The sequence below is a fragment of the Prevotella nigrescens genome, from assembly GCF_031191185.1.
Taxonomy (GTDB): Bacteria; Bacteroidota; Bacteroidia; order Bacteroidales; family Bacteroidaceae; genus Prevotella; species Prevotella nigrescens.
In genome coordinates this window covers 1,694,420-1,721,310 of sequence record NZ_CP133465.1, presented here as the reverse complement: position 1 = coordinate 1,721,310, position 26,891 = coordinate 1,694,420, and the positions used below count along the sequence as shown (strand labels likewise).

General features: G+C 40.5%; 19 protein-coding genes, 2 tRNA genes and 4 pseudogenes. 12 read left to right on the top strand and 13 right to left on the bottom strand.

What is annotated here, in order from left to right:
• The first annotated feature begins 60 nt into the window (after window positions 1–60).
• Genes lon through RDV52_RS09585 form a run of 4 tightly spaced genes read left to right on the top strand, consistent with a single transcriptional unit; the run spans window position 61 to window position 6,659 of the window.
• Complete coding sequence (lon, locus tag RDV52_RS09600) at window positions 61–2,529, top strand: endopeptidase La (protein WP_004365794.1); 2,469 nt, start codon at window positions 61–63, stop codon at window positions 2,527–2,529.
• Complete coding sequence (gene tgt, locus RDV52_RS09595; protein WP_004365795.1) at window positions 2,526–3,653, top strand: tRNA guanosine(34) transglycosylase Tgt; 1,128 nt, start codon at window positions 2,526–2,528, stop codon at window positions 3,651–3,653. Before lon ends, tgt begins: the two co-directional genes overlap by 4 nt.
• A 9-nt stretch (window positions 3,654–3,662) precedes the next feature.
• Window positions 3,663–4,889, top strand: coding sequence for an LptF/LptG family permease (locus RDV52_RS09590; protein WP_004364312.1), 1,227 nt, complete (start codon window positions 3,663–3,665; stop codon window positions 4,887–4,889).
• A gap of 57 nt (window positions 4,890–4,946) precedes the next feature.
• A complete protein-coding gene (locus RDV52_RS09585; RefSeq protein ID WP_004365796.1) occupies window positions 4,947–6,659 on the top strand; it encodes a DEAD/DEAH box helicase in 1,713 nt (570 codons plus the stop codon).
• A gap of 55 nt (window positions 6,660–6,714) precedes the next feature.
• On the opposite strand, the pseudogene RDV52_RS11290 reads toward RDV52_RS09585, so the two are convergent.
• Window positions 6,715–7,133: pseudogene (locus RDV52_RS11290) on the bottom strand (transposase); the annotation flags it as partial.
• A 272-nt stretch (window positions 7,134–7,405) separates the two neighbouring features.
• On the opposite strand from RDV52_RS11290, the gene RDV52_RS09575 reads away from it, so the two are divergent.
• The 5 genes from RDV52_RS09575 to RDV52_RS09555 all read left to right on the top strand — a co-directional run bounded on the left by RDV52_RS09575 (window position 7,406) and on the right by RDV52_RS09555 (window position 11,516).
• On the top strand, window positions 7,406–8,476 hold the full coding sequence (locus RDV52_RS09575; RefSeq protein WP_172606446.1) for an agmatine deiminase family protein: 1,071 nt from the start codon (window positions 7,406–7,408) through the stop codon (window positions 8,474–8,476).
• Window positions 8,477–8,527: 51 nt separating this feature from the next.
• Complete coding sequence (locus tag RDV52_RS09570) at window positions 8,528–9,412, top strand: carbon-nitrogen hydrolase (protein WP_004365803.1); 885 nt, start codon at window positions 8,528–8,530, stop codon at window positions 9,410–9,412.
• 13 nt (window positions 9,413–9,425) lie between these two features.
• A complete protein-coding gene (locus RDV52_RS09565; RefSeq protein ID WP_223381193.1) occupies window positions 9,426–9,935 on the top strand; it encodes a GNAT family N-acetyltransferase in 510 nt (169 codons plus the stop codon).
• A complete protein-coding gene (locus tag RDV52_RS09560; protein WP_004365808.1) occupies window positions 9,932–10,492 on the top strand; it encodes a sugar O-acetyltransferase in 561 nt (186 codons plus the stop codon). Before RDV52_RS09565 ends, RDV52_RS09560 begins: the two co-directional genes overlap by 4 nt.
• Window positions 10,493–10,616: 124 nt before the next feature.
• Window positions 10,617–11,516: an RluA family pseudouridine synthase gene (locus RDV52_RS09555; protein ID WP_040556746.1), complete on the top strand. Its 900-nt coding sequence runs from the start codon at window positions 10,617–10,619 to the stop codon at window positions 11,514–11,516.
• 247 nt (window positions 11,517–11,763) lie between these two features.
• Here the strand turns inward: RDV52_RS09555 and RDV52_RS09550 are convergent.
• A pseudogene (locus RDV52_RS09550) lies at window positions 11,764–12,032 on the bottom strand (transposase); the annotation flags it as partial.
• A 493-nt stretch (window positions 12,033–12,525) separates the two neighbouring features.
• On the opposite strand from RDV52_RS09550, the gene RDV52_RS09545 reads away from it, so the two are divergent.
• Window positions 12,526–12,598, top strand: a tRNA-Lys gene (locus tag RDV52_RS09545).
• A 26-nt stretch (window positions 12,599–12,624) separates the two neighbouring features.
• A tRNA-Lys gene (locus tag RDV52_RS09540) sits at window positions 12,625–12,697 on the top strand.
• A gap of 215 nt (window positions 12,698–12,912) precedes the next feature.
• Here the strand turns inward: RDV52_RS09540 and RDV52_RS09535 are convergent.
• From RDV52_RS09535 to RDV52_RS11285, 5 genes and pseudogenes are all read right to left on the bottom strand, one after another.
• Window positions 12,913–13,473: a hypothetical protein gene (locus tag RDV52_RS09535; RefSeq protein WP_004365818.1), complete on the bottom strand. Its 561-nt coding sequence runs from the start codon at window positions 13,471–13,473 to the stop codon at window positions 12,913–12,915.
• Between the two features lie 200 nt (window positions 13,474–13,673).
• Window positions 13,674–14,648, bottom strand: coding sequence for an endonuclease/exonuclease/phosphatase family protein (locus tag RDV52_RS09530; protein WP_004365823.1), 975 nt, complete (start codon window positions 14,646–14,648; stop codon window positions 13,674–13,676).
• Between the two features lie 16 nt (window positions 14,649–14,664).
• Window positions 14,665–15,729, bottom strand: a complete 1,065-nt coding sequence (locus RDV52_RS09525; protein ID WP_004365826.1) for a bifunctional 3-deoxy-7-phosphoheptulonate synthase/chorismate mutase type II — start codon at window positions 15,727–15,729, stop codon at window positions 14,665–14,667.
• 32 nt (window positions 15,730–15,761) lie between these two features.
• On the bottom strand, window positions 15,762–16,616 hold the full coding sequence (locus tag RDV52_RS09520) for a tetratricopeptide repeat protein (protein WP_004365828.1): 855 nt from the start codon (window positions 16,614–16,616) through the stop codon (window positions 15,762–15,764).
• A gap of 274 nt (window positions 16,617–16,890) precedes the next feature.
• A pseudogene (locus RDV52_RS11285) lies at window positions 16,891–17,710 on the bottom strand (IS30 family transposase); the annotation flags it as partial.
• Between the two features lie 361 nt (window positions 17,711–18,071).
• On the opposite strand from RDV52_RS11285, the gene RDV52_RS09505 reads away from it, so the two are divergent.
• Complete coding sequence (locus RDV52_RS09505; RefSeq protein ID WP_223381195.1) at window positions 18,072–18,944, top strand: hypothetical protein; 873 nt, start codon at window positions 18,072–18,074, stop codon at window positions 18,942–18,944.
• A gap of 223 nt (window positions 18,945–19,167) precedes the next feature.
• Here RDV52_RS09505 and RDV52_RS09500 read toward each other — a convergent pair.
• From RDV52_RS09500 to RDV52_RS09475, 6 genes and pseudogenes are all read right to left on the bottom strand, one after another.
• Window positions 19,168–20,283 (bottom strand): annotated as a pseudogene (locus RDV52_RS09500) (IS256 family transposase).
• A 136-nt stretch (window positions 20,284–20,419) separates the two neighbouring features.
• Window positions 20,420–20,695 (bottom strand): hypothetical protein, encoded by a 276-nt coding sequence (locus RDV52_RS09495; RefSeq protein ID WP_306420129.1) that lies wholly within the window; start codon window positions 20,693–20,695, stop codon window positions 20,420–20,422.
• A gap of 262 nt (window positions 20,696–20,957) precedes the next feature.
• Window positions 20,958–23,483 carry a transglycosylase domain-containing protein gene (locus RDV52_RS09490; RefSeq protein ID WP_004365839.1) on the bottom strand — a complete coding sequence of 842 codons (2,526 nt, stop codon included), beginning with the start codon at window positions 23,481–23,483 and terminating at the stop codon, window positions 20,958–20,960.
• Window positions 23,484–23,544: 61 nt separating this feature from the next.
• Window positions 23,545–24,444, bottom strand: a complete 900-nt coding sequence (gene miaA, locus RDV52_RS09485) for a tRNA (adenosine(37)-N6)-dimethylallyltransferase MiaA (protein WP_004365841.1) — start codon at window positions 24,442–24,444, stop codon at window positions 23,545–23,547.
• A gap of 279 nt (window positions 24,445–24,723) precedes the next feature.
• The gene (gene lpxA / locus RDV52_RS09480; protein ID WP_004365842.1) at window positions 24,724–25,494 is read right to left on the bottom strand and encodes an acyl-ACP--UDP-N-acetylglucosamine O-acyltransferase; all 771 of its coding nucleotides are present in this window, start codon (window positions 25,492–25,494) and stop codon (window positions 24,724–24,726) included.
• Window positions 25,495–25,502: 8 nt separating this feature from the next.
• On the bottom strand, window positions 25,503–26,891 hold the full coding sequence (locus RDV52_RS09475; protein WP_004363166.1) for a bifunctional UDP-3-O-[3-hydroxymyristoyl] N-acetylglucosamine deacetylase/3-hydroxyacyl-ACP dehydratase: 1,389 nt from the start codon (window positions 26,889–26,891) through the stop codon (window positions 25,503–25,505).

The following is a 26,891-nucleotide window of genomic DNA, read 5'->3' as shown; positions in this document are numbered from 1 at the left end:
TATTGTCTATCTTATTTTTATTTAGTACTTTTGCACCCTAAATGATTTAATGAATTTCCGATGAAACAAAATAATTCGATACAAATGTTTGCTGACTACGAGGGAGAACTGCCCGACTTCAATACAAAAATAGAGGGAAAAACACCTGTTCTCATAACACGCAATCTTGTTATGTTCCCTGGCATTCTGATGCCAGTATTGATAGGACGCAAAACTACATTAAATTTAATAAAGTATGTAGAAAAACACCCCGACACTGTGTTTGCCGTCATCAGTCAGAAAGACGGTAATGTAGACGAGCCAAAGGAAAAAGATTTGCATCGCATGGGTATCTACGCAAAACTTGTACGAGTTTTCGACATACCAGGTTCTCCAAACGGCGAGAACAGAACCGCAATTATTCAAGGATTGGGGCGCTGTCAGCTCGACGAAATCACATCAGAAAAACCATATACAGTAGGAAAGACACATTCTCTGCTTGAAGAAAAGATAGACAAGAACGACAAGGAGTTTATTACGGCTGTGAACGACATGAAGATTACTGCGAAAGAATATATTCAGGGTAGTGACGATATTCCTGATGATTCGCAATTCGCACTCGACAATATCTCACATCCAGTTGTCTCTGTCAATTATATTTGTGCCAACATGCCTTTCAGTGTGTCGGAAAAGATACAATTGTTGAAAGAAGATTCTGTAAAAGATCGTCTGTTCCGATTGATGAAGATTTTGAACAGAGAAATTCAATTTCAGCATCTGCGACAAAATATACGCTCCAAAACACGGGAAGATCTTGATGAACAACAACGCGAATACTTCTTGCACCAACAAATAAAGAATATCCAGGAAGAGTTGGGCGACGGTGATGGTACGCCCGAGAAAAAAGAACTTATAAGAAAGGCTGCAGAAAAGAAATGGTCGGATGATATTGAGAAAATCTTCGAAAAGGAACTCGACAAACTGAACACTTTAAATCCGCAAAGCCCCGATTATAGTGTCCAGATAAATTATTTGCAGACAATGGTAAATCTTCCGTGGAATGAATTTACCAAAGACGATTTAGATCTTAGACGCGCACAGAGAGTACTCAACCGAGACCACTATGGAATGGAGAAAGTTAAGGAACGTATTCTCGAATATATGGCTGTGCTCAAACTGAAAGGTAATTTAAAATCGCCTATCCTTTGCCTGTATGGTCCTCCGGGAGTGGGAAAGACAAGTCTCGGAAAGAGTATAGCTGAATCCATGAAACGTAAATACGTCCGAATGTCTCTTGGAGGTCTGCACGATGAATCGGAAATTCGGGGCCATCGTCGTACATATATCGGAGCTATGCCAGGACGTATCATAAAAAATATACAAAAGGCAGGTTCGTCCAATCCTGTATTCATTCTTGATGAGATTGACAAAGTTACGCAAAATACAATCAATGGCGACCCTGCATCAGCGTTATTGGAAGTTCTTGACCCAGAACAGAACAACGCATTTCACGATAATTATCTTGATGTAGATTACGACCTTTCAAAGGTTCTGTTCCTGGCAACTGCAAACGATATTAATTCCATACCTAAACCGTTGCTCGACCGTATGGAAATCATTGAAGTTTCGGGCTACATAACAGAAGAAAAGATAGAAATTGCAAGACGCCATTTGGTTCCAAAAGAACTTTTGAATACAGGTCTGAATATACACAACCAAGGATTAAAGTTTACTAAACCTGCTTTGGAGAAAATAATTGAAAGTTATACACGCGAAAGCGGAGTACGACAATTGGAAAAGCAAATTAACAAGGCATTTCGTAAGTTAGCATATAAACAAGCTGTGGACTATGCCTTGCCATGTGACAGAATTACACCTGCAGATTTAGAAGATTTACTTGGGAAACCACCATTTTACCGAGATATATATCAAGGTAATGATTATGCAGGTGTTGTTACAGGGCTGGCTTGGACAAGTGTCGGAGGAGAAATACTCTTCATTGAGACTTCTTTGTCAAAAGGAAAAGCTGGAAAACTGACATTGACAGGCAATCTTGGCGATGTGATGAAAGAGTCTGCAATTATAGCTCTTGAATACGTCAAAGCACATATAGAATCATTGAAAGTAGATTATCGTATCTTTGAACAATGGAATATCCATATCCACGTTCCAGAGGGAGCAACTCCTAAAGATGGGCCTTCTGCCGGTATAACAATAGCAACAAGTATTGCTTCTGCACTGACACAACGCAAAGTTAGAAAGAATACTGCCATGACCGGAGAGATAACGCTTCGTGGGAAAGTGCTTCCCGTCGGTGGTATCAAAGAGAAAATACTTGCAGCAAAACGTGCAGGAATTACCGATATTATCATGTGTAAGGAAAATCGCAAGGACATAGAGGAAATCCCTGAGAAATATCGCACTGGTGTTGAATTTCACTATGTAGAAAATGTGCAACAAGTATGGGATTTTGCACTGACAGACGAGTTGGTGGCAAATCCGATTGACTTTACAATTAAAGAAGAAAACAATAAAAATAACGCGGAATGACGTTTGGACTTCAATGTACCGACAGAGCAAGTGAAGCACGGACAGGCTTGATAACAACCGATCACGGACAAATAAGGACACCCATTTTTATGCCCGTTGGTACTGCTGGTACAGTAAAGGGGGTTCATTTTTCTGAACTTGTAGAACAAGTAAAGGCACAAATCATACTTGGCAATACCTATCATTTATATTTACGTCCAGGTTTGGAAGTATTGAAAGCTGCTGGCGGATTGCATAAATTCAATGGCTGGAACCGTCCGATATTAACAGATTCTGGTGGTTTTCAGGTGTTTTCATTGACAGGCATTCGCAAACTTTCAGAAGAAGGCTGCCAATTCAGAAGTCATATTGATGGCTCTAAACATATATTTACGCCCGAAAACGTAATGGATACACAGCGAATTATTGGTGCAGATATCATAATGGCTTTTGATGAATGTCCTCCTGGTAATAGCGATTACGCATATTCTAAAAAAAGTCTGGGATTAACGCAACGATGGCTGGACCGCTGTATCAGACGTTTTAACGAAACGGAACCTTTATACGGCTACAAGCAAAGTCTTTTTCCTATTGTTCAAGGTTGTACTTATAAGGATTTGAGAACAGAAGCTGCTAAATTTGTTGCCGACAAAGGGGCAGATGGTAATGCTATAGGGGGACTTGCCGTAGGTGAACCTACGGAAGTGATGTACGAAATGATAGAGATTGTCAATGAAATTTTGCCCAAGGATAAGCCTCGCTATTTAATGGGAGTTGGCACTCCACAGAATATTCTCGAAGGCATTGAACGTGGCATAGATATGTTCGACTGCGTCATGCCTACAAGAAATGGACGCAATGCAATGCTATTTACCTACGAGGGAACTATGAATATGCGCAACAAAAAATGGGAAACTGATTTCTCACCTGTAGATAGCAATGGGTGTGATATAGATATTGTAACTTCAAAGGCTTATTTACACCACTTATTTAAAGCTGGCGAGTTACTCGCCATGCAAATTGCAAGCATACATAATCTCGCTTTTTATCTTCGCTTAGTTACCGATGCCCGAACACATATAGAAAAAGGAGACTTTACACAATGGAAGTCTTCTATTATAGATAAGTTAGGACGACGTTTATAACAACATTAGATGAGAAATCCATTCAACAGGATAATAAAAATTTTAACCAATAAGTTGGAGGCTGCAAGACATCTTCAACTTATAAAGGTTTTAATTAAGGCCCTTAAATGGTTAAAGGACTATTTACCTGCTCTTCACCCAAAACATCTTGTTGGTTTATTGGATTGGTACATCATAAAGAAATTCATAGGTACTTATGTTTTTTCAATAATTCTCATTATTTCCATAGCCATCATATTCGACTTTAACGAGAATTTATCGAAACTTACCGAATATAAGGCTCCGTGGCATGCTATCATATTCGATTATTATGCGAACTTCATTCCATACTATTCCAATCTTTTCTCTCCCCTGTTCGTTTTCATAGCCGTAATTTTCTTCACATCAAAATTAGCGGGCAATTCTGAAATTATCTCTATGCTTGCTTCTGGCGTATCGTTCAACCGTTTACTGCGTCCTTATATGATTTCGTGTATTCTAATAGCTGGTTTAACTTATTATTTAAACAGTTCCGTAATACCACACGGCACCATAATACGTATGAACTTCAAATCTCTTTATCTTAATTCAAAGATAAATACAGCTGCCGAAAATGTACAATTAAAGGTTGCCAAGAATACTGTAGCCTATATCCAGAGCTATGATGACAAGTATAAACGCGGATATGGTTTCTCGTTAGACAAATTTGATGGTAACAAACTTGTAGACCATCTGACGGCCAGCGAAATTCAATATGATACGATAGCAGATTCAAAGTATCATTGGAAAATATCCGATTGGAAGAACAGAAAATTACGAGGATTGATAGAACATATTACGGCAGGGGCTGAAAAGGATACTGTTATAATGATGGAACCTACCGATTTAATTTTTTCAAAAGGGCAACAGGAAACATTCACTTCTTCCGAACTCCGCGACTATATTTCGAAACAAACAAGCAGAGGTTCCAAGAATGTAGTACAATACGAAGTAGAATATCATAAACGTATAGCAATGTCTTTCGCATCATTCGTCTTGACCATCATTGGCTTGTCGTTATCTGCGCGTAAACGAAAAGGCGGAATGGGTTTATATCTTGGCATCGGACTGGTATTGAGCGTAAGTTATATTCTATTGCAAACTATTTCGTCTACCTTTGCCATTAATGCGAATACTCCACCAATATTGGCTGCTTGGATTCCAAATATAATTTTTGCAGCGATAGCATACTTCTGTTATCGTCAGGCACCTAATTAATAAGTAAAAGAATAAATAAAACAATAACCTTTATAAAAAGGAGAAAATAGATTTTTTATGATTTTTGAAAGCTTAGATTTAAATGGCGATATACTCGATGCACTTTATGATATGCATTTCGAACAATGTACACCTATTCAGGAAAAATGTATCCCGGAAATATTAAAAGGTAAGGATATTTTAGGCGTAGCACAAACAGGAACAGGCAAAACTGCCGCATACTTGCTTCCAATACTTTCAAAACTCGCCGATGGAGGTTATCCTGAAGATTCAATAAATTGTCTGATTATGTCGCCAACTCGCGAATTAGCCCAACAAATAGATCAGGCCTTTCAAGGTTTCTCATACTATTTGAATGGCGTTTCGTGCGTTGCTGTATATGGGGGCAATGATGGAAACCGTTACGACCAGGAATTAAAAAGTTTGTCTTTAGGTGCCGATGTTGTTATTGCTACCCCAGGACGCTTTATTTCACATATTTCTTTAGGCAATGTAGACCTTTCTAAGGTTAGTTTCTTCATTCTTGACGAAGCTGACAGAATGTTGGACATGGGATTTTCAGACGATATCCTAACCATTCAAAAAAAACTCCCTAAAACTTGCCAAACAATCATGTTTTCGGCAACAATGCCTAAAAAGATTGAGGAACTTGCAGGAACTTTGCTTAAAAATCCCGCTATAATTAAGCTTGCTGTTAGTAAGCCTGCCGATAAAATACATCAAATAGCCTACGTTTGTTACGAGACGCAAAAAATGGCGATTGTAAAAAATATATTTAAAGCGAACCATCTTCAACGGGTTATCATCTTCTCTGGTTCAAAACAAAAAGTAAAACAGATAGCTTCATCGCTCAATCAAAAGAAGATAAATTGCGGGCAGATGCATTCTGACTTGGATCAGGCTCAGCGCGACGAGATGATGTTCAAATTTAAAAGTGGACAAATAGACGTTCTTGTGGCTACCGATATTTTATCGAGAGGAATTGATATCGATGATATTACAATGGTTATTAATTATGATGTACCACACGATGCAGAAGATTATGTACACCGGATTGGACGTACGGCACGAGCAGACAGAGATGGCGTTGCAATAACACTTATTAGTGATGACGATATCTACAATTTCCAACAAATAGAAAAATTCTTAGGGAAAGAAATCGAGAAAGTTCCATTACCGGAAGGTATAGGAGAGGGACCGGAATATAAAAGTAATGGTAAAAGAAGAGGTACAAGTGCCAAAGTAAGGCGAAGAAAAGCACGAGACCAACAAAGTCATAAGGATAAAAAGGTCCGTAATAACAAGAAAAATAATCGTCTCCAATCTGCAATCGCAGAACCGACGGGCAAAAAGACAAGCACTAACGCGCAAGATACTAACGAAAATAAACCCAACGAAAAGAAGTCTGTTAGAAACAAGTACCGCAACAAGAAAGATTTGCCGACTGCAATAGAAAATAAACAGAATAGAGATCAAAATAGAGAATCTGATAAAGGCAACATGCCAAATCAGAGAAAAAAAAATAATGGAAATGTAAAATCTGCAAATAATAAAGCAAAATCTCAACAATACAAAAATGCAAATAGAGATGCTGATACAAAACAAGTTAAGCACAATAAGAAAAAAACTAAGAAAAAACAAAATTTTGTAGAGGAAAACAACCCACGAAGAAGTACAAAATACGAGATAAAAAATGAAAAATCGGAAAGTCGTCTTAAATCATTAATGAAAAAACCATTAAAATGGTTAAGTAAATTCGGGAAGAAATAAAAGTACTATTTACGATGCGATAAGAAATAATTGTCTCTGCTAAAGGTTGTATAATTTCAATCGCTCCTTTCTGCCACGAGGCATACGGGTTTGCAAAGTAAACGACTGCTCCCAAGTATTCGGTAATCTGCTTATGCGCTGCAAATTCAGGACCATTGTCTGTGGTGATGGTCTTTATATGTTTCCTGTAGGGGGTAGTAGCCTGCGCAGTTCTTTAGCCAACGGCTCAGATTTTTTCCCGTGCGACAGCTTCGTCATGAAGAGCATGTTGGTGGAACGTTTCCTACGCTCCATGGCTTTGTCATGCACCTTGAACCAGAAATACTTACCTGATAGACTGCTGTTGCGTTTTAATTCACGAGAAAGCGTGGATTGACTGATGCCCACAATATGAGCAATCTCTTTTCTTGGACTTTTTCTTTGGAGTAAGGCAAAAATTTGCGACCTTTGCTCCGAGGTTAATTGTTTATACATAACAATATAAAGATAATTAATCTTGGGGAGCCCACAAAAGGGATCCTTTTTTTGTATTGCCGGTATCGCTCTTCTGGGCTACGCGCCCTGGCCGTGGGGCAAACTTGCGGTGTTTTTCATAGATTAGAGACCATAAAAAACGTGGCGAAGTAAAAATATAAAGAAAAACTTGTTCACGATTATAGGTTATTGTAACTTTGCAGCGGACGGGACACCTGTATTTATAAGAAAAGGTGATGATCCGGTTGCAGATAAATAACTTTGATGCAAAGATGGATACATTGGACAAATATTCTTTCAGACTTCCTGCAGAGTGGGAAAAACAAAGTGGCATTATGTTGATTTGGCCACATAAAGAAACAGATTGGCAACCCTATCTGGAGGAAATAACAACAACTTATCTTGAACTCGCTGATGTTATAACACGGTACGAGAAGCTGTTGGTAGTGGCACAATACATAGAAGATGTGAAGGAACTGCTTGCAAGGCATCTGAAAGCAGAGCAATTCCAGCGAATAATCTTTCGCCAATGCAGCAATAACGACACGTGGGCAAGAGATGTTGCACCCATAACATTGCTTCCCGTGGCAGAAAACCTGAAGACGAACATGCTTCCTCATTTGTTGGATTTCTGTTTTAATGGTTGGGGAGAGAAGTTTAAGTCGGATAAAGACAACCGCATTAACAGGCAACTTTACTTTATGGAAACCTTCAACGGCGTGTTGGAAAACCATAAAGATTTTGTTTTGGAAGGAGGTTCAATAGAAAGCGATGGCAAGCACACTTTGTTTACTACAACCTTGTGTCTGAATGCACCCCACAGAAACCAACCTTTGACTCAGGACGATATTGAAAAGCGTTTGCTTGAAATCTTCCCCGATATGCACCGTGTTGTCTGGATTGAACACGGAGAATTGCAAGGCGACGATACCGACGGGCACATAGATACCATATTCCGTTGTGCGCCCAACGACACATTGCTCTATATTGGCACCGACGATGTTGATGACATACACTACAACGACCTCAAAGCACTCGACCAACAAGTGCAATCGTTGAGAACTTTGGAAGGAAAACCTTACCGCCTTTATAAGTTGCCTCTGCCCGAAGCTATTTACGACGAGGGCGAAAGATTACCCGCTACTTATGCGAATTTCCTGATTCTTAACGGCGCAGTAATTGTTCCGACTTACAATCAGCCCCAAAACGACAAGCAGGCTTTAGATATCATACAGGAAGCTTTCCCCGATTATGATGTTATCGGAGTCGATTCGCAAACCATTATACGCCAACATGGTTCCATTCATTGTATCACGATGCAGTTCCCCGAAGGTGTTTTATAAAGAAGTAAACTTACTTTCCACATTGTTTTAAAATCGAAAGCGTTAGATATTATGAGAGAATTGAAAATAGGAATGCTTCAGCTACACAATACAGCTGACATACAAAAGAATATAGAAAACCTTATCGAAGGTATCAAGGATTTGGCTAATCGTGGTGCAGAACTTGTTGTTTTACAGGAATTGCACAACTCGCTCTACTTCTGTCAAGTAGAAGATGTAGACAACTTCAATCTTGCCGAGCCTATTCCCGGCCCATCAACGGAAATCTATGGTGCGTTGGCAAGAGAATGCGGAGTAGTACTTGTAACCTCATTGTTCGAGAAACGTGCGGCAGGATTGTACCATAACACTGCAGTGGTATTTGAAAAAGATGGCACAATTGCAGGAAAATATAGGAAGATGCACATTCCTGACGACCCTGCCTATTACGAAAAGTTCTACTTTACGCCAGGCGATATAGGCTTTAAACCTATCAATACGAGCGTTGGACGCTTGGGCGTACTGGTTTGCTGGGACCAATGGTATCCCGAAGCAGCAAGGCTAATGGCTTTGCAAGGTGCTGAAATCTTGATTTATCCTACCGCAATCGGCTACGAAAGCAGCGATAGCGAGGAGGAACAGGAACGCCAACGCGAGGCTTGGACAACGGTGATGCGTGGACACGCTGTGGCAAACGGTTTACCAGTAGTTGCTGTAAATAGAGTAGGGTATGAGCCAGACCCAAGCCAACAAACGAACGGAATACAGTTCTGGGGCAGTAGCTTTGTAGCGGGTCCGCAAGGAGAACTCCACTATCAAGCTTGTACAGACGACGAAGAAAGCATCATTGTAAATATAGACCTTGAACGAAGCGAGAATGTGCGTCGTTGGTGGCCCTTCCTTCGCGACAGACGTATCGACAGTTATGGCGAAATAACCAAGCGTTTTATTGATTGAAAAGGCAGAAAGTATGGGAATGATAAGGAAAGCACTGTTATCAGATTTGCCCGTTGTCTTGACGATAATACAGTTTGGCAGAGAGAAAATGATAGCATCGGGCAACTCTCATCAATGGGGAAATACGCACCCCTCTGACGAACAAATAAAGACGGATATAGAAAAAGGAAACAGTTATCTTGTCCTGTCAGACGACGGTTCGCCCATTGCAACCTTTGCTTTCATTCAAGGCACAGACCCAACTTACCTTAAAATAGAAGGAGAAGGGTGGCTGAACAACGAACCCTATGGTACCATTCACCGCATTGCATCTGTTCCAAACGTTCACGGCGTTCTTTCGGCGGTGATGGAATATTGCTTTCAAAAGGTTGAGAACATCAGAATAGACACCCACGAAGAGAATGTTATTATGCGCAACGCATTGAAGAAATTGGGTTTTACCTATTGTGGCATAATATATTTGGAGAATGGCGACCCACGATTGGCATTCCAAAGAACCATTGATAACAGCAGAAGTATATGACAGAAAAAGAGAAACAAGAGCAAGGACTGCCTTATTACGGCTTAGACCCAGAAGTGTTGAAAGGACTGAGCGAGTGCGAGGAAGAGTGTTTTTACTTAAATCATCTCTCTCCTTCCAAGCGTGAGGAACGCACCGAAGGGTTGAGAAAGTTATTAGGCAAGACTGGAAGTTGGTTTAGAATAATCCAGCCTTTCTTTTGCGACTATGGTTTCAATATAGAAATAGGCGAGAAGTTCTTTGCCAATACGAACCTTGTTATATTGGACGAAGCGAAGGTAACGTTTGGCGACAATGTTTATATTGCTCCGAATTGTTCCTTTTATACCGTTGGGCATGCCATCGACCCGCAGGAAAGAAATGCAGAAATACAATATGCGTACCCCATAAAGGTTGGCAATAATGTTTGGTTTGGTGGCAATGTAGTGGTTCTTCCTGGCGTTACCATTGGCAACAACGTAACCATTGGTGCTGGTTCGGTAGTAACAAAGGATATTCCCGATAATGTTGTTGCTGTTGGAAATCCGTGTAAAGTGATAAGGAAAATAGAGGTAAAATAAGAAAACTACTGTAAGTCTAAGCGTTGTTTACGATTGTTTTTCTACATTATATTAATAATCATTAACGCCTTCGCTAGTTACTATTCATTGTTTAAAACAGGAAACATTGTACCTTTGCGGCAGAATGAGGAAAGATAATTCATATAAGAAAAAGGAAAAGTACGTTCAGATGAACGTGCAAGACGATGCTCCGTTGTTGGAGTGGTTGTTGGAAAACGTAAAGCAAAGTAAATCGAAAACAAAGGCAACACTTCAAAATCGTGGCATTAAAGTCAATAACAGAACTGTAACACAATTCGATTTCGCATTGCATAAAGGCGATAAAGTATCTGTCAGCACAAGCAAAAAGAACGACCAATTTCAGAGTAAGTACGTAAAATTGGTTTACGAAGACAGATATTTGGTGGTGGTAGAGAAAAGCCACGGCATTCTTTCGATGGGTGTCGGACAGTCTTCTCTGAATGTAAAGACAATACTCGATGACTATTTCAAACGTTCTCGACAGAAATGCACAGCACACGTGGTTCACCGCCTCGACCGTGAAACATCGGGTTTGCTGATTTATGCTAAAGATATGGAAACCCGCCAGCAGCTCGAACACGAATGGCATCATAGTGTTTACGACAGGCGTTACATCGCTGTGCTTAGCGGTAGAATAGAAGAGGAAGGCGGAACGGTAGCCAATTGGTTGAAGGAAAACAAACTGTACGTTACATACAGTTCGCCCGTAGACAATGGTGGCAAATACGCTGTTACGCATTTCCACGTTTTAAGAACCACCGATACACATTCGTTGGTAGAGTTTAAGTTGGAAACAGGGCGCAAAAATCAGATACGTGTCCACGCTGCTGATATAAACCACCCTGTATGTGGCGATACAAAATATGGCAATGGCGACGACCCTCTGAAGCGTTTGTGTCTGCACGCTTATATTCTTTGTTTTTATCACCCCGTAACACATCAGCCTATGGAGTTTAGTACACAAATCCCAACAGGCTTTAAACGTATTCTGGGAAAGGATTAGGTATATGGGACATATTGGAAATACTTTAGAGGCCATTCTCTGTTTTATAGCTCTTATCTTCATTATAAAGAAGATTACGAGCTGTATATTACGAATAATATTGAGCCTTTTGCTCTTTTGTGTTATATGCTGGTTGCTGAATGTCTTCGGCATATGACATTTACCTATATATTATATATCTATGTATTTTATTGGTAGTGTCCTAAAAAGTGTGTAAGTTCTCTCTCTTCTTCTCTTTGTTTTTTATTCATTTTTCTTTCTTGTGTTTCCAGAATTTCCATTGATAAATCTTCCTGACACATGTTGTTTCTGGCTCTTCCATGGCAGCACTTGCCAGGAGGAAAAGTGCCGACTTGTCTGATGGCATTGATGCTCCCATTCCTATCGTCTTCTTATATTTCTTATTGAGCCTTTCAATCCAGTTAGTCGTATATATGCATCTTTGCATTTGCAGGGGGAAAGTCCATGTAAGTAAGGTAAGCCATGTTTCCGGCCGGCTTCATACTTCCTCAATATAACATGATAATCCTAAATGGTCTGATAACGTGAGTTCGACGAATTTATGGATTGTTTCCTCTTCCTGAAACTGCTTTCGCACCCCACTCATGGAGTACGTTTCCATATCACTCGAGGGGTAGAGACATAGCTCTATTTACAGACAATTGCAATTCTTCGGACGTACGTTACAACAAGTCTTTTTAGAGACTTGTTTGTCCCTGTGAGTGGCAATGAAAATGGCATCGAATAAACTGCTGGATAATGAGAAGAAAGCGAGCGTTTGAGCCATATTTGTAAGTGTGTAAGTTCCATTTTTCTGTCTCTCTTTCTATTTTATACAAAGATAAGAAAAATATGGGCTTACACACTTTTTAAGGACAGTAAAACGGCAGCAGGAATAATTTCCGAGAATGAACGGACTCTACACCATAAATTTATTTCCAAAAAAAGATATTTTTTTTTGGTTGGTTAACGGAAAATAGCTACCTTTGCACTCACTAAAACGAAATATGCACCCTTAGCTCAGTTGGTAGAGCAACTGACTCTTAATCAGTGGGTCTAGGGTTCGAATCCCTAAGGGTGTACACTTTGGTGCAGGTTTCGTTTTTATGCACCCTTAGCTCAGTTGGTAGAGCAACTGACTCTTAATCAGTGGGTCTAGGGTTCGAATCCCTAAGGGTGTACGAGTATAATTGTAGAGAGTCTCAAAATTTTGCTTTGAGATTTTTTATTTTATATGAATTACCAAGTTGGCAGAATTTCCAAGAGTTCAGTTTCTATTGCTGAATACTATTGGTGCAATAAAATTGCAACCACATCTATATTGAGTTAATATTTACTATCTCTTTTTGATGTTATTTAATAACCGTCCTATTTTTATTACACCAGTCCTATTTTGTTACCTATTCTTAGCTCGATTACTCTTATAATATCTTTTTACAATCTTGTTTCCTTTATAGCTAAATACAACTAATGTTGTATCTTTTATTTGTCTATTTATTATATAGGCACTCTTGATACTAGCTCTATTTTCATTATAATCTATAATCATGTTTCTTGCTAAAACCCTTATAAGCGGAAACTCTGTATAAGCCTCATATTTTAGGTGGTCTATTTCTGATGGAGTAAACTTATCATACTTAGCAGCTATTACTCTATAATTAATATATGGAGGCTCATGAACATCTTTCAGCATATATTGTATAGCTTCTGAATTTTTCTTATTGGTATTATAAGTTGTTTTTCTTTTTCTAACTATGTATGAAAAGCTGTCAGTTATAGTTAATAATGTAGAGTCATAACTAATAGTGTATTTGCCTTTAATATGCTTAATTGTATCATTAAGCCAGAGTTTGAATTTTTGCTCAGGAGATCTCTTTATATTCTTTTGAGGTCTTGATGTAGCCCATAATGATAATACCATCAGAAATATTAAGCAAATAATAAATATTTTTCTCATTATCTAAAAGTTTAAATGTTCATATATTTTTTCTCGCCCTCCATACAGATGTGTAAAGAGTTTCTTGCCTGTAATCATTGTAGCTTTAATATGGCAGAAAAAGCATACTGGAATAATGGACAATCTGTTTAAGTAGAATGTGGGGATGTGATGAGGCACACCCTTACAGTGGTTGTAGGTTGTTCGTGGTTGTATTAACGTTAGAATAACAAGTCGAATACCAATGGAAGATGGTCACTAAATCCACCGTTATAGCGCATACCATTGTAAAATCGGCGGGGCTTTACGCCTCCATATTTTGTATCTTCTTCGAGCAGAAAAGGTGCATCGTTTATTCTGCATTGCTGTACCTTGGGCACTAAATTCGTGCTTACAAGTATTTGGTCTAAGCTGCCCCATTCTCCCCGATAGCGATAAGTTCCTTTTGCTCCATTCTTTCCCATTGCATTTTGCGATATGTTTGTCATTCCATGCTTGTATATTTTCTGTAGCGACTTGTCGTCGGAATAATCGTTGAAGTCGCCCATTGCTATTATTTTAGCATTATTTGCAGTTGCTTTAATCGAGTCGATGGTATTGCAAAGTTGAGTGGCAACGTGTATTCTGAATGGTTCTGAGAATATAGCACCGCCCGAACGGCTTGGTGCATGTAAGAGAATTACGTGCAGCGTGTCGCCATTCACCAATTCGCCCATTACGTGCAGTATGTCGCGAGTAGGCCTCATCTCTTTTAATGGAGGGATATGAATGGTGTCGGCTTTCATAATTCGGAAGGTGAAAGGTGAGTAGAGTAGGGCGACATCTATGCCGCGCTCGTCGTTCGAAGCTGTCATAATATATTGGTAGCGTGCTTTTCGCAGTAGCGAACGTTGTGTAAGGTAAATCATCGTGCTGTCGTTTTCCACTTCGCACAATCCTATCAAGTCGGGCAGATAAGTCCTTGCAGAATCCTCGCCACACGAAATAATGCCTTGTCCCACTTTGTTCAGCTTCTCCCAATACTTTGTGCGTGTCCAATGGCGAGGCGAGTTGGGTGTAAACTCCAAATCGTTTTTCTCTGAATCGTGCTCTGTGTCAAACAAGTTTTCTACGTTCCATTCTACTATGCGTAAGCGTTCTTGTGCCACCAATGTGCAAGGAAGAAGGCAGAGAAACAGCAACCATAGATGTTTCATAACGGGTAAATGACTGTTAGTTCAGCATAGTAAGCTGCTGGCGCACGCTTTCTTCGTGTATGATTTCGAGAATGCGAGCAGCGAATTTGGTATCTATTCCACATGCGTTTGCCTGTCGCGCACACTTTTTCAACATTTCGTTGTAGCGTTCCGACTGCAAGATAGTCATATTATGTTCCTTCTTGAACTTGCCAATCTCGCGACAAAGCTTGAAGCGTTCGGCAAGTAAGTTTATCAACGAACTGTCCATTTCGTCTATCTGTGAGCGCAGTTGGTGTAGCTCTTCGCTTGTTGTGTGCTTATTGCGTACGATGAGTTGCGAAAGAATAAGGTCTAATTGCTCGGGCGTTACTTGTTGTTCAGCATCGCTCCACGCTTTGTTCGGATTACAATGGGTTTCTATTATTAGTCCGTCGGCACCTAAATCGAGTCCTTGTTGGCAAAGTGGCGCAATCAGTTCGCGTCGTCCGCCAATGTGGCTGGGGTCGCAAATAATCGGCAAGGTGGGTATGCGGCGGTGCAACTCGATGGGAATTTGCCACATAGGTAAGTTGCGGTATATTTTCTTTTCGTAACTCGAAAAGCCACGATGGATAACGCCCAATCGTTTTATGCCTGCCTGATTTAAGCGTTGCAGCGCACCAATCCATAGTTCAAGGTCAGGATTTACAGGGTTTTTCACCAATACAGGAATGTTCTTTACACCGCATAGTAAGTCGGATAAGGCTTGTATGGCAAACGGATTGGTGGTTGTCCGTGCACCAATCCACAGTATATCCATATCGTATTTTAAAGCCAGTTCCACGTGTTCGGGCGTTGCAACTTCGGTGGCGATAAGCATACCTGTTTCGTCTTTCACCCGTTTTAGCCAAGGCAGAGCTTTTTCGCCGTTGCCTTCAAAGCACCCAGGTTTGGTGCGTGGCTTCCAAACACCTGCACGGAATATCTTGCAACCATTGGCTGAAAGTTGCTGGGCAGTGTCCATTACCTGCTCTTCGGTTTCTGCAGAGCAAGGACCTGCTATTATGATGGGTTGGTTTTCTTTATGTGGAAGTTCTAACGGTTGTAGTTCTAATTCCATTATAATAATATGTTGTTCGTTATATTTTTGAACTAAAAACCATATGGATTCATTTGTTTATACTTGTCATTGAGTTGTTTCTCAATATTTTCTTCTGCATTTTCTTTACCATCTGTTGGCATCAGCTCTTCTGCTCTTTCGGCATCTTCTTTTGCTTTCGCCTCGTTTCCTATTAAAGAATACATTTCGCTGCGTTCTTTAAATGCAGTGTATGAAAATGGGTTGGCATCAATGGCTTTTGTGAAATACTCTATTGCCTCATCGTTGCGAGTGGCTGCTCGTTCGATTCTCGCTTTCAATAACAGTACATCTTCGTTGTCTTCTGTGTGTTCCAACAGCCAAGCTACATCGGCTTCGGCTTCGGTAAGTTGCTGTGTGTGCAGATAGGTCTCGCCACGCAGCAAGTAGGCGTTGCCTTGCTTGCTGTCTAACGAGATCGCCTTTGTTGCCATAGCTATTGTATTAACGTCGTCGCCCTGTCCCTTGCAGGCTTCAGCATACAGATAGTGTGCCGTTGCATTTGCCGAATCTATAAGTATCGCCTTTTCGCAGGCATTTGCCATTGCGCCATAGTTCTCCATCATAAAGGCTATATTTGCCATACGAATGAATATCTGCACATTGTCGGGCTGCGCCTTACTTAATGTCTGCAGTTCTTCGTAAGCTTCAGAGAACATACCTTTTGAAGTATAGACGATGGAAAGGTGGTCGTGAATTTCCAAGTCGTCTTTTATTTCCAATGCGTGTTTAAAGCATTTCACGGCATAGTCTACCTCGCCTGTCTTCATGGCTCTGACACCATCGTATTTCAATACATCGAAATCTTTCGCCTCGTTTTGTACTTTTACTTCTTCTTTGCTACCAAATAGTTTCTGAAAAAAGTTCATACGTGTTTATATTTATTTATGTTCAACGAAGGAACTAACCATCGTCTTCTACTCATTTGTTATTTATAATATGCAAACTTACATATTTTTTTCGATATATCAACCTGTTTACAGCAATTTCAATTTGTATTTGATGCAGACATAAAGCAACAGAGCAATGAAGGGTAAAGTTGTCCAAAGTACAAGGTCGGGATTTGTAATCATCAATATTTCTATTAGAACAAACATCAGAACAGTAATTACTTTCAGCCAACTGATAAGTTCTACTCCGATTTTCTCTTGCTCTTCTGTTGATTTTAGCCTGTATCATCTTAATTCTTTTGTCAGTAACGGTACTTATATCTGTTCCTTTTGTAATATACTGCCCGATAAGCTTGTTGGTGTTCTCGATAGCTCCTTTCTGCTATGAAGCGTATGCATCCGTGAAATAGATATCCAGTGCCAACCTATGTGCAATCCACTCATACTCTGCAAACTGGCTTCCGTTATCCGTTGTGATCGTCTTGAGATGCTCTCCCATGTAGGGCCGCCTCCTCCATACCGTCTTATCCATCGGCGTGGCCTTCTTACCATGCTTGAGCTTTTCCATGACGAGGAAGTTCGTGCTGCGCTCCACCATCGTGAGGATGGCATTGCTGTCCTTGTCGACAATCAAGTCCATCTCCCAGTCTCCGAACCGGCTGCCGTCAACCTCCTTGGGACGTTCGTGTATGCTTGCCTTGTTCCTGATGCCTTGGGTCTTGGTCTCATGCCTGTGCCAGGGGTTGTGGCGATACTTCATCTTGTGTCGGCAGTTTGTGGCAAGCGTACCGCTTGTGTCGTTGCGGAGCATCTTGTCAAATGGTCTCGTGAGATATCTTTACACCCTCCTTTGCAAAGTAGCTGGATATTTGTTTGGGAGACCATTGCTCCCCAGTGATGAGTTCTTTTACGCGCCAGGCGAGCGGCTGGCTCACGGCGCGGTTTCCCAGAGCACGATGCATACGGCTCTGAGAAAGGGCATCGGCCTTGTCCCAGATTGCTTTATGGGTCTGTTTCTTTTGTTTTTCCTGGCAGATTGCGTACCTTTGCTCACAGGTTAAGTATTGGTGCATATGACAATACAAAAGTAATTAATCCTGGGGAGACAGTGGTCTCCCTTTTTTATTTTTTGCATTGCCGGTTGTTTTTATTCCTCCGTGTTGGAAGGCGGACAACTTTGTCGCTTCGCACCAAAAACGTCCGCTTCCAACACGGAGGTCAACTCTTACGATCACCCATTAAGAAATTGCACTTCTATCTTGAATGTTTACTATCGAACTTTTAGCTATTCTTAATTTCTTCTATTATCTCTTGTTGTTTTCAGGAAAAAGAGCTACATTTGTGCCCAGATACATTTTACTTAACCTAAACGCCCCAGCTTCTTATTAGGCGTTCTCTCGTAGAAAGAGAGTGAATGGAGAGGCACTTTTAATAATGAAAAACAATCTGTATAAAAGTATGCATGTAGCAGTTGCTGTATTATTCGTTTCAATGGCACAACAAGGAATGGCCCAAAGCGTTTACAACATTAAGATTGCTGGTACAGCAGTAACTCCTGAAAACTGTAATGACTTGAGTGTTATAAAAGGTGTAACGGGAAAGGCGAAATACGATAACGATTCTAAAACACTTACGCTTGATGGAGCTACTATTCATGCAACAGCAACCCACGGAATAGAAAACAGAATTGATGGGTTGGTTATCCGCATTACTAACGAAAATACTATTATTTCCGACAAGCAAACAGGTATTTGGAATATGGATAAGGAAGTCCGTATTTCTGGTGAAGGTAAACTTACCTTAACAGGTTCGTCTACAGCAAGTGACGATAAATATAATAAAGCAGTTTTCAACCAAGGTACTATAACAATAAAAGACTGCAACGTAGAAGCAAGTGGTGGAAGTAATGGCTTTTATGGTGGCTATTGGATATTTGATAACTGTAATGTACGTGTAAAAGGTGGTAGTGAAAGTAATAGTACACATAAGGGTAGCATTGCTTGGATATGGGATAAAGTGCCAACTTTTACTGATTGTGCCGTAACCTCTCCTAAAGGAACATATTGGGAAGAGGTAGAAGAATACGAATACCCTTACTTTTATCTTTATGGAGCAAACCGAGATGTTGTGACAGACTGGGTAGTAATAACTAAGGGCGCTACTAATATTACATCCACAGCTACTATTGATATTGCCAAGAAGAAACAAGGCATCTATACATTAGATGGCAGTTGTATCAATAACAAGTTGGAAGATTTGCCAGCAGGGATCTATATTGTAGACGGGCAAAAAATAGTAAAAAAATAAAAAACATTTAGAGCTTCCCCTATCCCATGGGTAAGATGAAATATACTTGCCCATGGGTAAGAAGGAATCAAGCACACACTAAAAGCGAAGTATAGATATCATTTGAAGTTGGTAGTGTAATTTCAACTGTGTCAAGGCTCTTATCCTTCATATTTTACCCCATTTGGATAGCACGATTTTTAATCGTGTTGGTCATATGAGGAGCCTTTCCTCCGAGGTAAAGTTACATAATCTCAAAACGTTCTCCAAATTTTATTGCTAATTGTTGTGATATCTGAGACCAGTTTGCAAGTGGCGTTCTTTGTTACCTTACGTACTTGTTTATAGTACCCTTCAACCGTGTTGGTGGTATGTATCAGCTTACGTACCGCAGGTGTATTCCGTAAGGCGTTCCCAATTGTCACACCATGATTTTATGCCGATGGGATACGTTTCTCCCCACTTGCTGTCGAGTGTGTCCAACTGTGTTTCTGCAGTCTCTTTGCTAACGGCACCATATACTGTCTTAAGGTCACAGAGGAACTCTTTTTGATGCTTACTGCCAACGTGTTTGATAGAGTTGCGTATTTGATGGACAACGCAGAGTTGGACACTTGTATCGGGGAATACGCTCTGTATAGCATCAGGGAAGCCTTTCAGACCGTCAATGCAGCATATCAGTATATTCCGGACACCTCTGTTCTGAAGAGCGCTTAGAACCTCTAGCCGGAAGTTAGCGCCTTCACTCTTGGAGATATACATATCAAGAAGTTTCTTGTGGTCTTCCTTGTTGATGCGCCTAAGACGTTGTAAATGGCGCATGAGACCGCACGTCCGGTTTCGTCCTTCACCTTATAATGGATGGCATCCAGCCAGCGTATTGCATATACAGGATCAAACATTCGTGAACGCCATGACTTGATTTCAGGCAGAACTCTGTCTGTGATGGAACTGATGGTTTCTGCAGATAGTTTGGTATCAAACTCACGCTCAAAATACTTGCTGATATCGCGAGTACTTGTACCAAAAGCATACATGTTTATAATCTGATCCGCCATACCTTCTGCAAGGATCGTCTCGCGCTTTTTGACGGTCTGAGGTTTCAAAGGAACCGTTGCGGTCACGAGGAGTTTCTACAGTGATCTCACCATAACGTGTCTGCACTTGCTTAGGCATCTTACCATTACGGCGGTTGCTTTTTGAGTGTTCATCAAGAGAGATGGGCATCCATCTCACCTTCAAGGACAGCATTCAAAATGCGCTCCAACATTGGTGATAGTGCACCATCCTTACCAAATAACGGTTCTCCCTTACAAAGCTGTTCCGCAGCTCTCTTGTAATCAATTTCTTTGTTGTCCATAAAAAATAAACTGTATAAAACTATTTCTTATTGTAGCCTGACACAGTTTACTTTACACTCTTCCCTTAACATGCAACTAAACATATAAGGTCTATTTGGTAAGCTCAACGGGCACTAATGTTGGGCACTTACATAGCTACACTGACTGATGTTTGTTTCCATTGGACACATCAGCATTAAGATGGCTAACCAATATCTGCACGCTGCCTTTTCTAAATGTAAGTTGATAGTGTCCACCTTGTTTGTCCTTTCGTTTATAAGTATAATTATTTTCTTTTATTTTCCAACAGGTATCGTGTTTGGCTGCTTGTTCAATTTTTTCGTAGAATATCAGCATCGGAATTGTGTCGAAACTCAATACAGCAGAATAGTTACCACTTGCTATTGTTTCTTCGTCGATTGCAATGCTCATAGAATCGGGAATAATTGGCTGTTGTCTTAATATTTTATATTGGGGGAAACGTATATTAGTGATTTCCGACAGATCAATGTTTAGAGTTGTGTCGTTTACATTTGGAGCAAACACCGATGACGCAACAGTATCTTTCGGAGTCGAGGAAGAAGATTTTCCATTATTGCAGGATACAATACAGAGAAATCCCACTAAAAGGGAACATACTATTCCAGAAATCCTAAATTTATTTGAGCATTCTCTCATGATTTATCCAATAATCTTAAGTTTCAAGAGGCTCGATACGAGGTCTCGGTACATTAATTGGCGACGATGGTTGCCTTGACGGTTTCTGCTTCTTGGGTCTGCCGCTTTCTTCACTATTGGACGAAGGACTCTGTTCGTTCCCTACATCTGTGTTGTTCTCTTCTTCGTCATTCGGAATCTCTTCGTTTGATTGTTCCTTCCTTTCGTTCCGATTATATATATGCAGACTATCTGGCGCACGCTTTGTACGCACTACCGTCTGGCAATTATACATTGCAGGATCTATTTCCTTTTCGGGATTGGGCTGCCACTTTGCATGATATTTTTGGAAAGCCTTGTCGCGCATTAAGTCGTAAATGAAGTTACCGCACATCGGAAGAGCCGTCTTCGAGCCTTGCCCTAAGGCACCTGTCCGGAAGTGAATGCTACGGTATTCACCGCCTACCCATGCACCGATAACAAGTTTCGGACTTACTGCCATGAACCAAGCATCGGAATGATTGTTGGAGGTTCCCGTCTTTCCGCCCCAGTCGGTGTCTCTGAATATGTACTGATTTAGTGCGCGACTGGTTCCACCCGGTTCAGTAAGACCACCTTTCAGCAACTGTTGCATGAAGAAGGCACTCTGATAAGGCAGCACTTGCTTGTTGTCGTGTTGTGCGACATACACTTCGTTGCCCCGCTGGTCGAGTATCTTTGTAACCACAACCGGGTCGCAATGTTCGCCATCGTTTGCCACCGTACAGTATGCGTTTACCATTTCAAGCAAGTTTACATCGCTCGAACCCAAAGCCAACGAAGGTTCGTTCTCAAGCGGACTCTTTATGCCCATGTCTTGGGCAGTGCGGATAATGTTCTTTATGCCCATCTCTTGTCCCAAGCGGACGGCTATCGTATTGATACTTCGAGCGAAGCCTGCTTTTAATGTTATAGAGTCGCCCGAGTAGTTGCCATTGGCATTGCGTGGCGTCCAAGTTTTCAATATTCCGGTCTTCTTGTCGGGCACCTGCATGCTGATGTATTCATCTCTGCGCTTATCGCACGGTGCCAAGCCTTGATTCATAGCTTCGGAATAGACAAAGAGTTTGAAAGTAGAACCCGGCTGTCGTTGTGCCGTAACCTTGTCGTATTTCCATGTTCTGAAGTCTATGTCGCCAACCCATGCCCTCACTGCGCCTGTTTCAGGCTCCATAGCAACCATTGAGCAGTGCATGAACTTTACCATATAGCGAATGGAATCCATCGATGACATTTCCTTTTCGATTATACCCTTATCGTAATCGAACAGTTTCACCTTGTGAGGCTTGTTGATATAGTACAATACGCTGTCTGGTTGGTTTGGGTATTTCTGCACCAAGTTCTTATAGAACGGTTGGCGTTCTGCAATCCCTTCTATAAAGCCCGGTACTAAATTGCCATTCTCATCGCGCCATGGGTCTTGTCCGCTCCAATGCCTGTTAAAATCCTGTTGAATTTTACGCATCTGTTTCTTTGCAGCGTCTTCTGCATACTTCTGCATACGAGTGTCGATTGTTGTGTAGATTTTCAAACCGCTGCTATATAAGTCATAGTCGTTGTCTTTTAACCAGTTTTTCAGATAATCGGCAACGTATTCGCGAAAGTATTGTGCCCTACCGTCATAATTTTCTTCTACATGTACATCAAGTTTCATTGGCATCTTTGAATACTTTTCATAATCATTCTTTGTCAGATGCCCGTGTGTTACCATGTTATACAGAACTGTATTGCGTCTGCTAAGAGAATTTGAAGGGTGCAAGATAGGGTTGTAGTAGGTTGTTGCCTTTAGCATTCCGACTAACGTTGCAACTTGTTCGGTAGTAAGTTGGCGAGGAGTGGTATTGAAATATGTTCTTGCAGCTGTCTTTATTCCATACGCATTGTTTCCAAAATCTACTGTATTGGCATACATTGTCAGAATTTCGTTCTTAGAATAAATAAATTCTATTTTGTATGCTATAATCCATTCTTTGGCTTTGGCAATAAGCATTCGCATGCCAGGAATTTTACCCAGCAATCCTGAATATTCCTTATTTCTGACGTGGAACATGTTTTTAGCAAGTTGCTGTGTTATGGTAGATGCACCGCGGGCACCATCACGCGTTAAGGCATCTTTCACAGCACCACCGATACCCATGAAGTCTACTCCATGGTGGCTGTAAAATCTTTCATCTTCGGTACTTATCAGGGCATTCCAAAACGTTGGGTTTACCTCTTCATACTTTACGGGTATGCGATTTTCCTTGAAATATTTACCAATTAAGACAGAGTCGGCACTATATATTTCTGAAGCTGCATAGGTTGGTGGAGTCTTTATCTCAGCAAAACCTGGAGATTTGCCAAAGAGCCAGAGAAAGTTTATATCAACCATACCCAAGAAAAGAAAGATTGAAACAAGGAACGATACAATACCCAACGACAACTTTGTGTACCACGCACGCCCTTTATACAATTTGATGTACCATGGGAAGAAACTACAAATCCCTTTTATAATGTTTTTGAATAATCTGACTATACTTTTCATTTAGAAGTAATTTATATATGTTGTCTTATTCTAATAGGCTTGCAAAAGTAGCAAAATGTTTTTAGAATAGATAACTATCAATGTGTTTTAATATTTCTTTAGTTTCATTGGGGTGAAACCAACGAATATTCTTATCTCTTTTAAACCAAGTCAGCTGTTTGCGTGCATATTTCCTTGTGTTGCTTTGTATCTTAAAAACAGCTTCATCAAGAGTAGTTAAGCCATCAAGATATTCAAACAGTTCTTTATAGCCTACGGTGTTCAAGGCATTTAAATCTCGGCAATCATACATACGCAAAGCCTCGTCTATCATTCCCGAAGCAATCATATCTTCTGTGCGTGCATTAATCCGTCCGTACAGTTCTTCGCGCGGACGGTTCAATCCTATTTTAATTATATTAAATGGACGTTCTCGCTTTTTGTTAGTACGATATGATGTGTATGTTCTTCCTGTTTGGATGCACACTTCAAGTGCATGAAGGACTCTGCGAGGATTTCTCTTATCTACCATCTCCCAATGAGTGGGGTCTAATTCCTTTAATAATTCGCAAAGCTTCTCTAATCCTTCTGTTTCGAGTCTTTGCATTAAAGTTTGTCGTGTCTCGTCGTCAATGGTAGGTATATCGTCTATACCATTGCAGACTGCATCAATATACAGCATCGAACCGCCAGACAATATGTATGAAGATGCTGGATTTGCTTTCAACAGCCCCAAGACCTCTTGCTCATAAAGGCTTGCCGAGTAATATTCACTAACACTTTTACAAGCAACAAAGTGGTGCTTTACACGATTCAGCTGTTCTTTTACAGGAGCAGCTGTTCCTATGGGCAACTCTTTGTATATCTGTCTCGAATCGGCATTGATAATTTCTAAACCATAATGCTGTGCAATATCAAGTGTTAAAGCTGTCTTGCCAACACCTGTTGGACCTGTCAATACAATAAGAGTCTGTATGTTCAATACTTGTTATTTAATGTTAGTTCGATGAATTTAAGATGATGTGGAGTCCGACAATATTCCTCTTCTGAATAACTCCTAAAATCGTAACGGAGTTACGACCATTGTAGCAACGGAGTTACGGCGATCGTCGCAACGGGGTTACGACAGTTGTAGTAACGGGGTTACGACGAATGCCGTTTCGGAACAGATACATACAACTGCTCTCTGATACCGTAAATAGCGGTATTCTGAGGCTTAAAACACGATGAATCCGTACATTGATAATTCGCCGGACTCACGTTATTTGATAATACCCCTTGATGAAGCTTGAACAAATTCAATGATATGCTGAATTTCTTTTGTCATTGGTAGAGTATCTTTTATCTTTTGGATATTTTCCTCGCGGGTACCTTCACCATATAGCAAACGATAAGCATTGTGAATTTGGTCTATTTGCTCATTGGTAAATCCCTTGCGTCTTAGCCCAATGATATTGATGCCTGCATATCGGATAGGTTCTTTGCCTGCAATAATATAAGGAGGAATATCTTGAGAAAAACGACTTCCGCCTTGAATCATTACATTACAACCAATATTACAGAACTGGTGGCAAAGAACGGAAGCAGAGATAATAGCATAATCCTCTACTCTAACTTCTCCTGCCAGCTTCGTTGAATTGCCGATAATGATGTTTGAACCGATAATACAGTCATGGGCAATGTGCATGTTTTCCATAAAAAGATTGTCGCTGCCTACAATTGTTGTGCCCTTTGAAGCAGTACCACGCGAAATGGTTACGTTCTCACGTATTGAATTGTTGTCGCCAATCTCGCAGAAACTGTCTTCACCACGAAACTTCAAATCTTGTGGTTTGGTAGAAATGCTCGCTCCGGGGAAAAATTCGTTTCCGTTGCCAATTCGTGCACCTGTGTGTATTGTTACACTGTTCAGTAGTTTGTTGTTATCGCCAATTACCGTATTATCGTCAATGTAACAAAATGGACCAATGATATTATTATCGCCTATCTTTGCATTTGGATGTACGAATGCCAAAGGACTAATAGTATTCATAATTTTATTTATTTGTTTTTTACTATTTGTGCAGTGAATGTAGCTTCTGCTACAACATTGTCGCCTACAAACATATAACCTTGCATTGAACTGATGCCATGACGTACAGGGCTTAAAAGTTCAACACGGAACAACAGCGTATCGCCAGGAACAACTTTCTGACGGAACTTTACATTATCTATCTTTAAGAAATAGGTAGACCATCTTTCAGGCTCTTCTACTTGAGAAAGTACCAATAATCCGCCACACTGTGCCATAGCTTCTATCTGAAGAACACCTGGCATTACGGGCTCTTGTGGGAAATGTCCTTGAAAGAATGGTTCGTTGGCGGTAATGTTTTTAACACCAACTATTGTTGTTGCTCCCATCGCAACTACTTTATCAACAAGTTGCATTGGATAACGATGGGGGAGGAGCTCGCGTATTCGGATATTATCCATTAAAGGTTCATCGTTTGGGTCGTAAATAGGAGCTTGAATTTCGTGCTTGCGAATATCTTTACGAATCATTCTTGCAAACTTATTGTTTACGGTATGGCCAGGTCGGGTCGCAACAATACGTCCCTTGATAGGTTTTCCAATTAAAGCCACATCACCAATGATATCCAGCAACTTATGTCTTGTACACTCATTGTCCCAAATAAGAGGCTTGTTTTGTATGTAGCCAATGCTTGTAGCGTCCATATGTGGTACCTTAAGCAGGTCAGCTAATTGGTCAAGAGTGGGTTGGTCTACTTGTTTCTCATAAATAACTATCGCATTGTCGAGGTCACCACCTTTTATAAGATTTGCTTGCAACAACGGCATAATATCTCTAACAAAAACAAAGGTTCTTGCAGGAGATATTTCGTCAGCAAATTTATCAATATCGTCAAGTGTTGCAAATTGACTGCTAATGAATTTAGATTCAAAAGAACACATTGCTGTTATAGAGAACTGCTCGTCGGGGAGAATAGTGATAATGCTACCACTTTCGTCCTTATACTCCATCTTTTTTCTAATGATGTAATAATCTTTAGGAGCATTTTGGTCTACGATACCTATTTCTCTAATCTTTTCAACATACATTGCTGCTGATCCATCAAGAATGGGAAATTCTGGACCGTTAATTTGGATTAAACAGTTGTCTATTCCCATTGCGTATAGGGCAGCCATACCATGTTCGATAGTACTGACACGTGCTTCGCCTTTCGCTATTACCGTACCACGTTGGGTATCAATAACATTTTCAGCAATGGCATCAATGATGGGCTGTCCCTCCAAATCAATTCGTTGAATTTTGTATCCTGTATTATCTGGAGCTGGATTAAAAGTAACAGTAAGGCTTAATCCTGTATGTAAACCTTTTCCAAAGAGGGAAAAACTTCCCTTCAGTGTTTTCTGTTTTGTTGTTTCCAT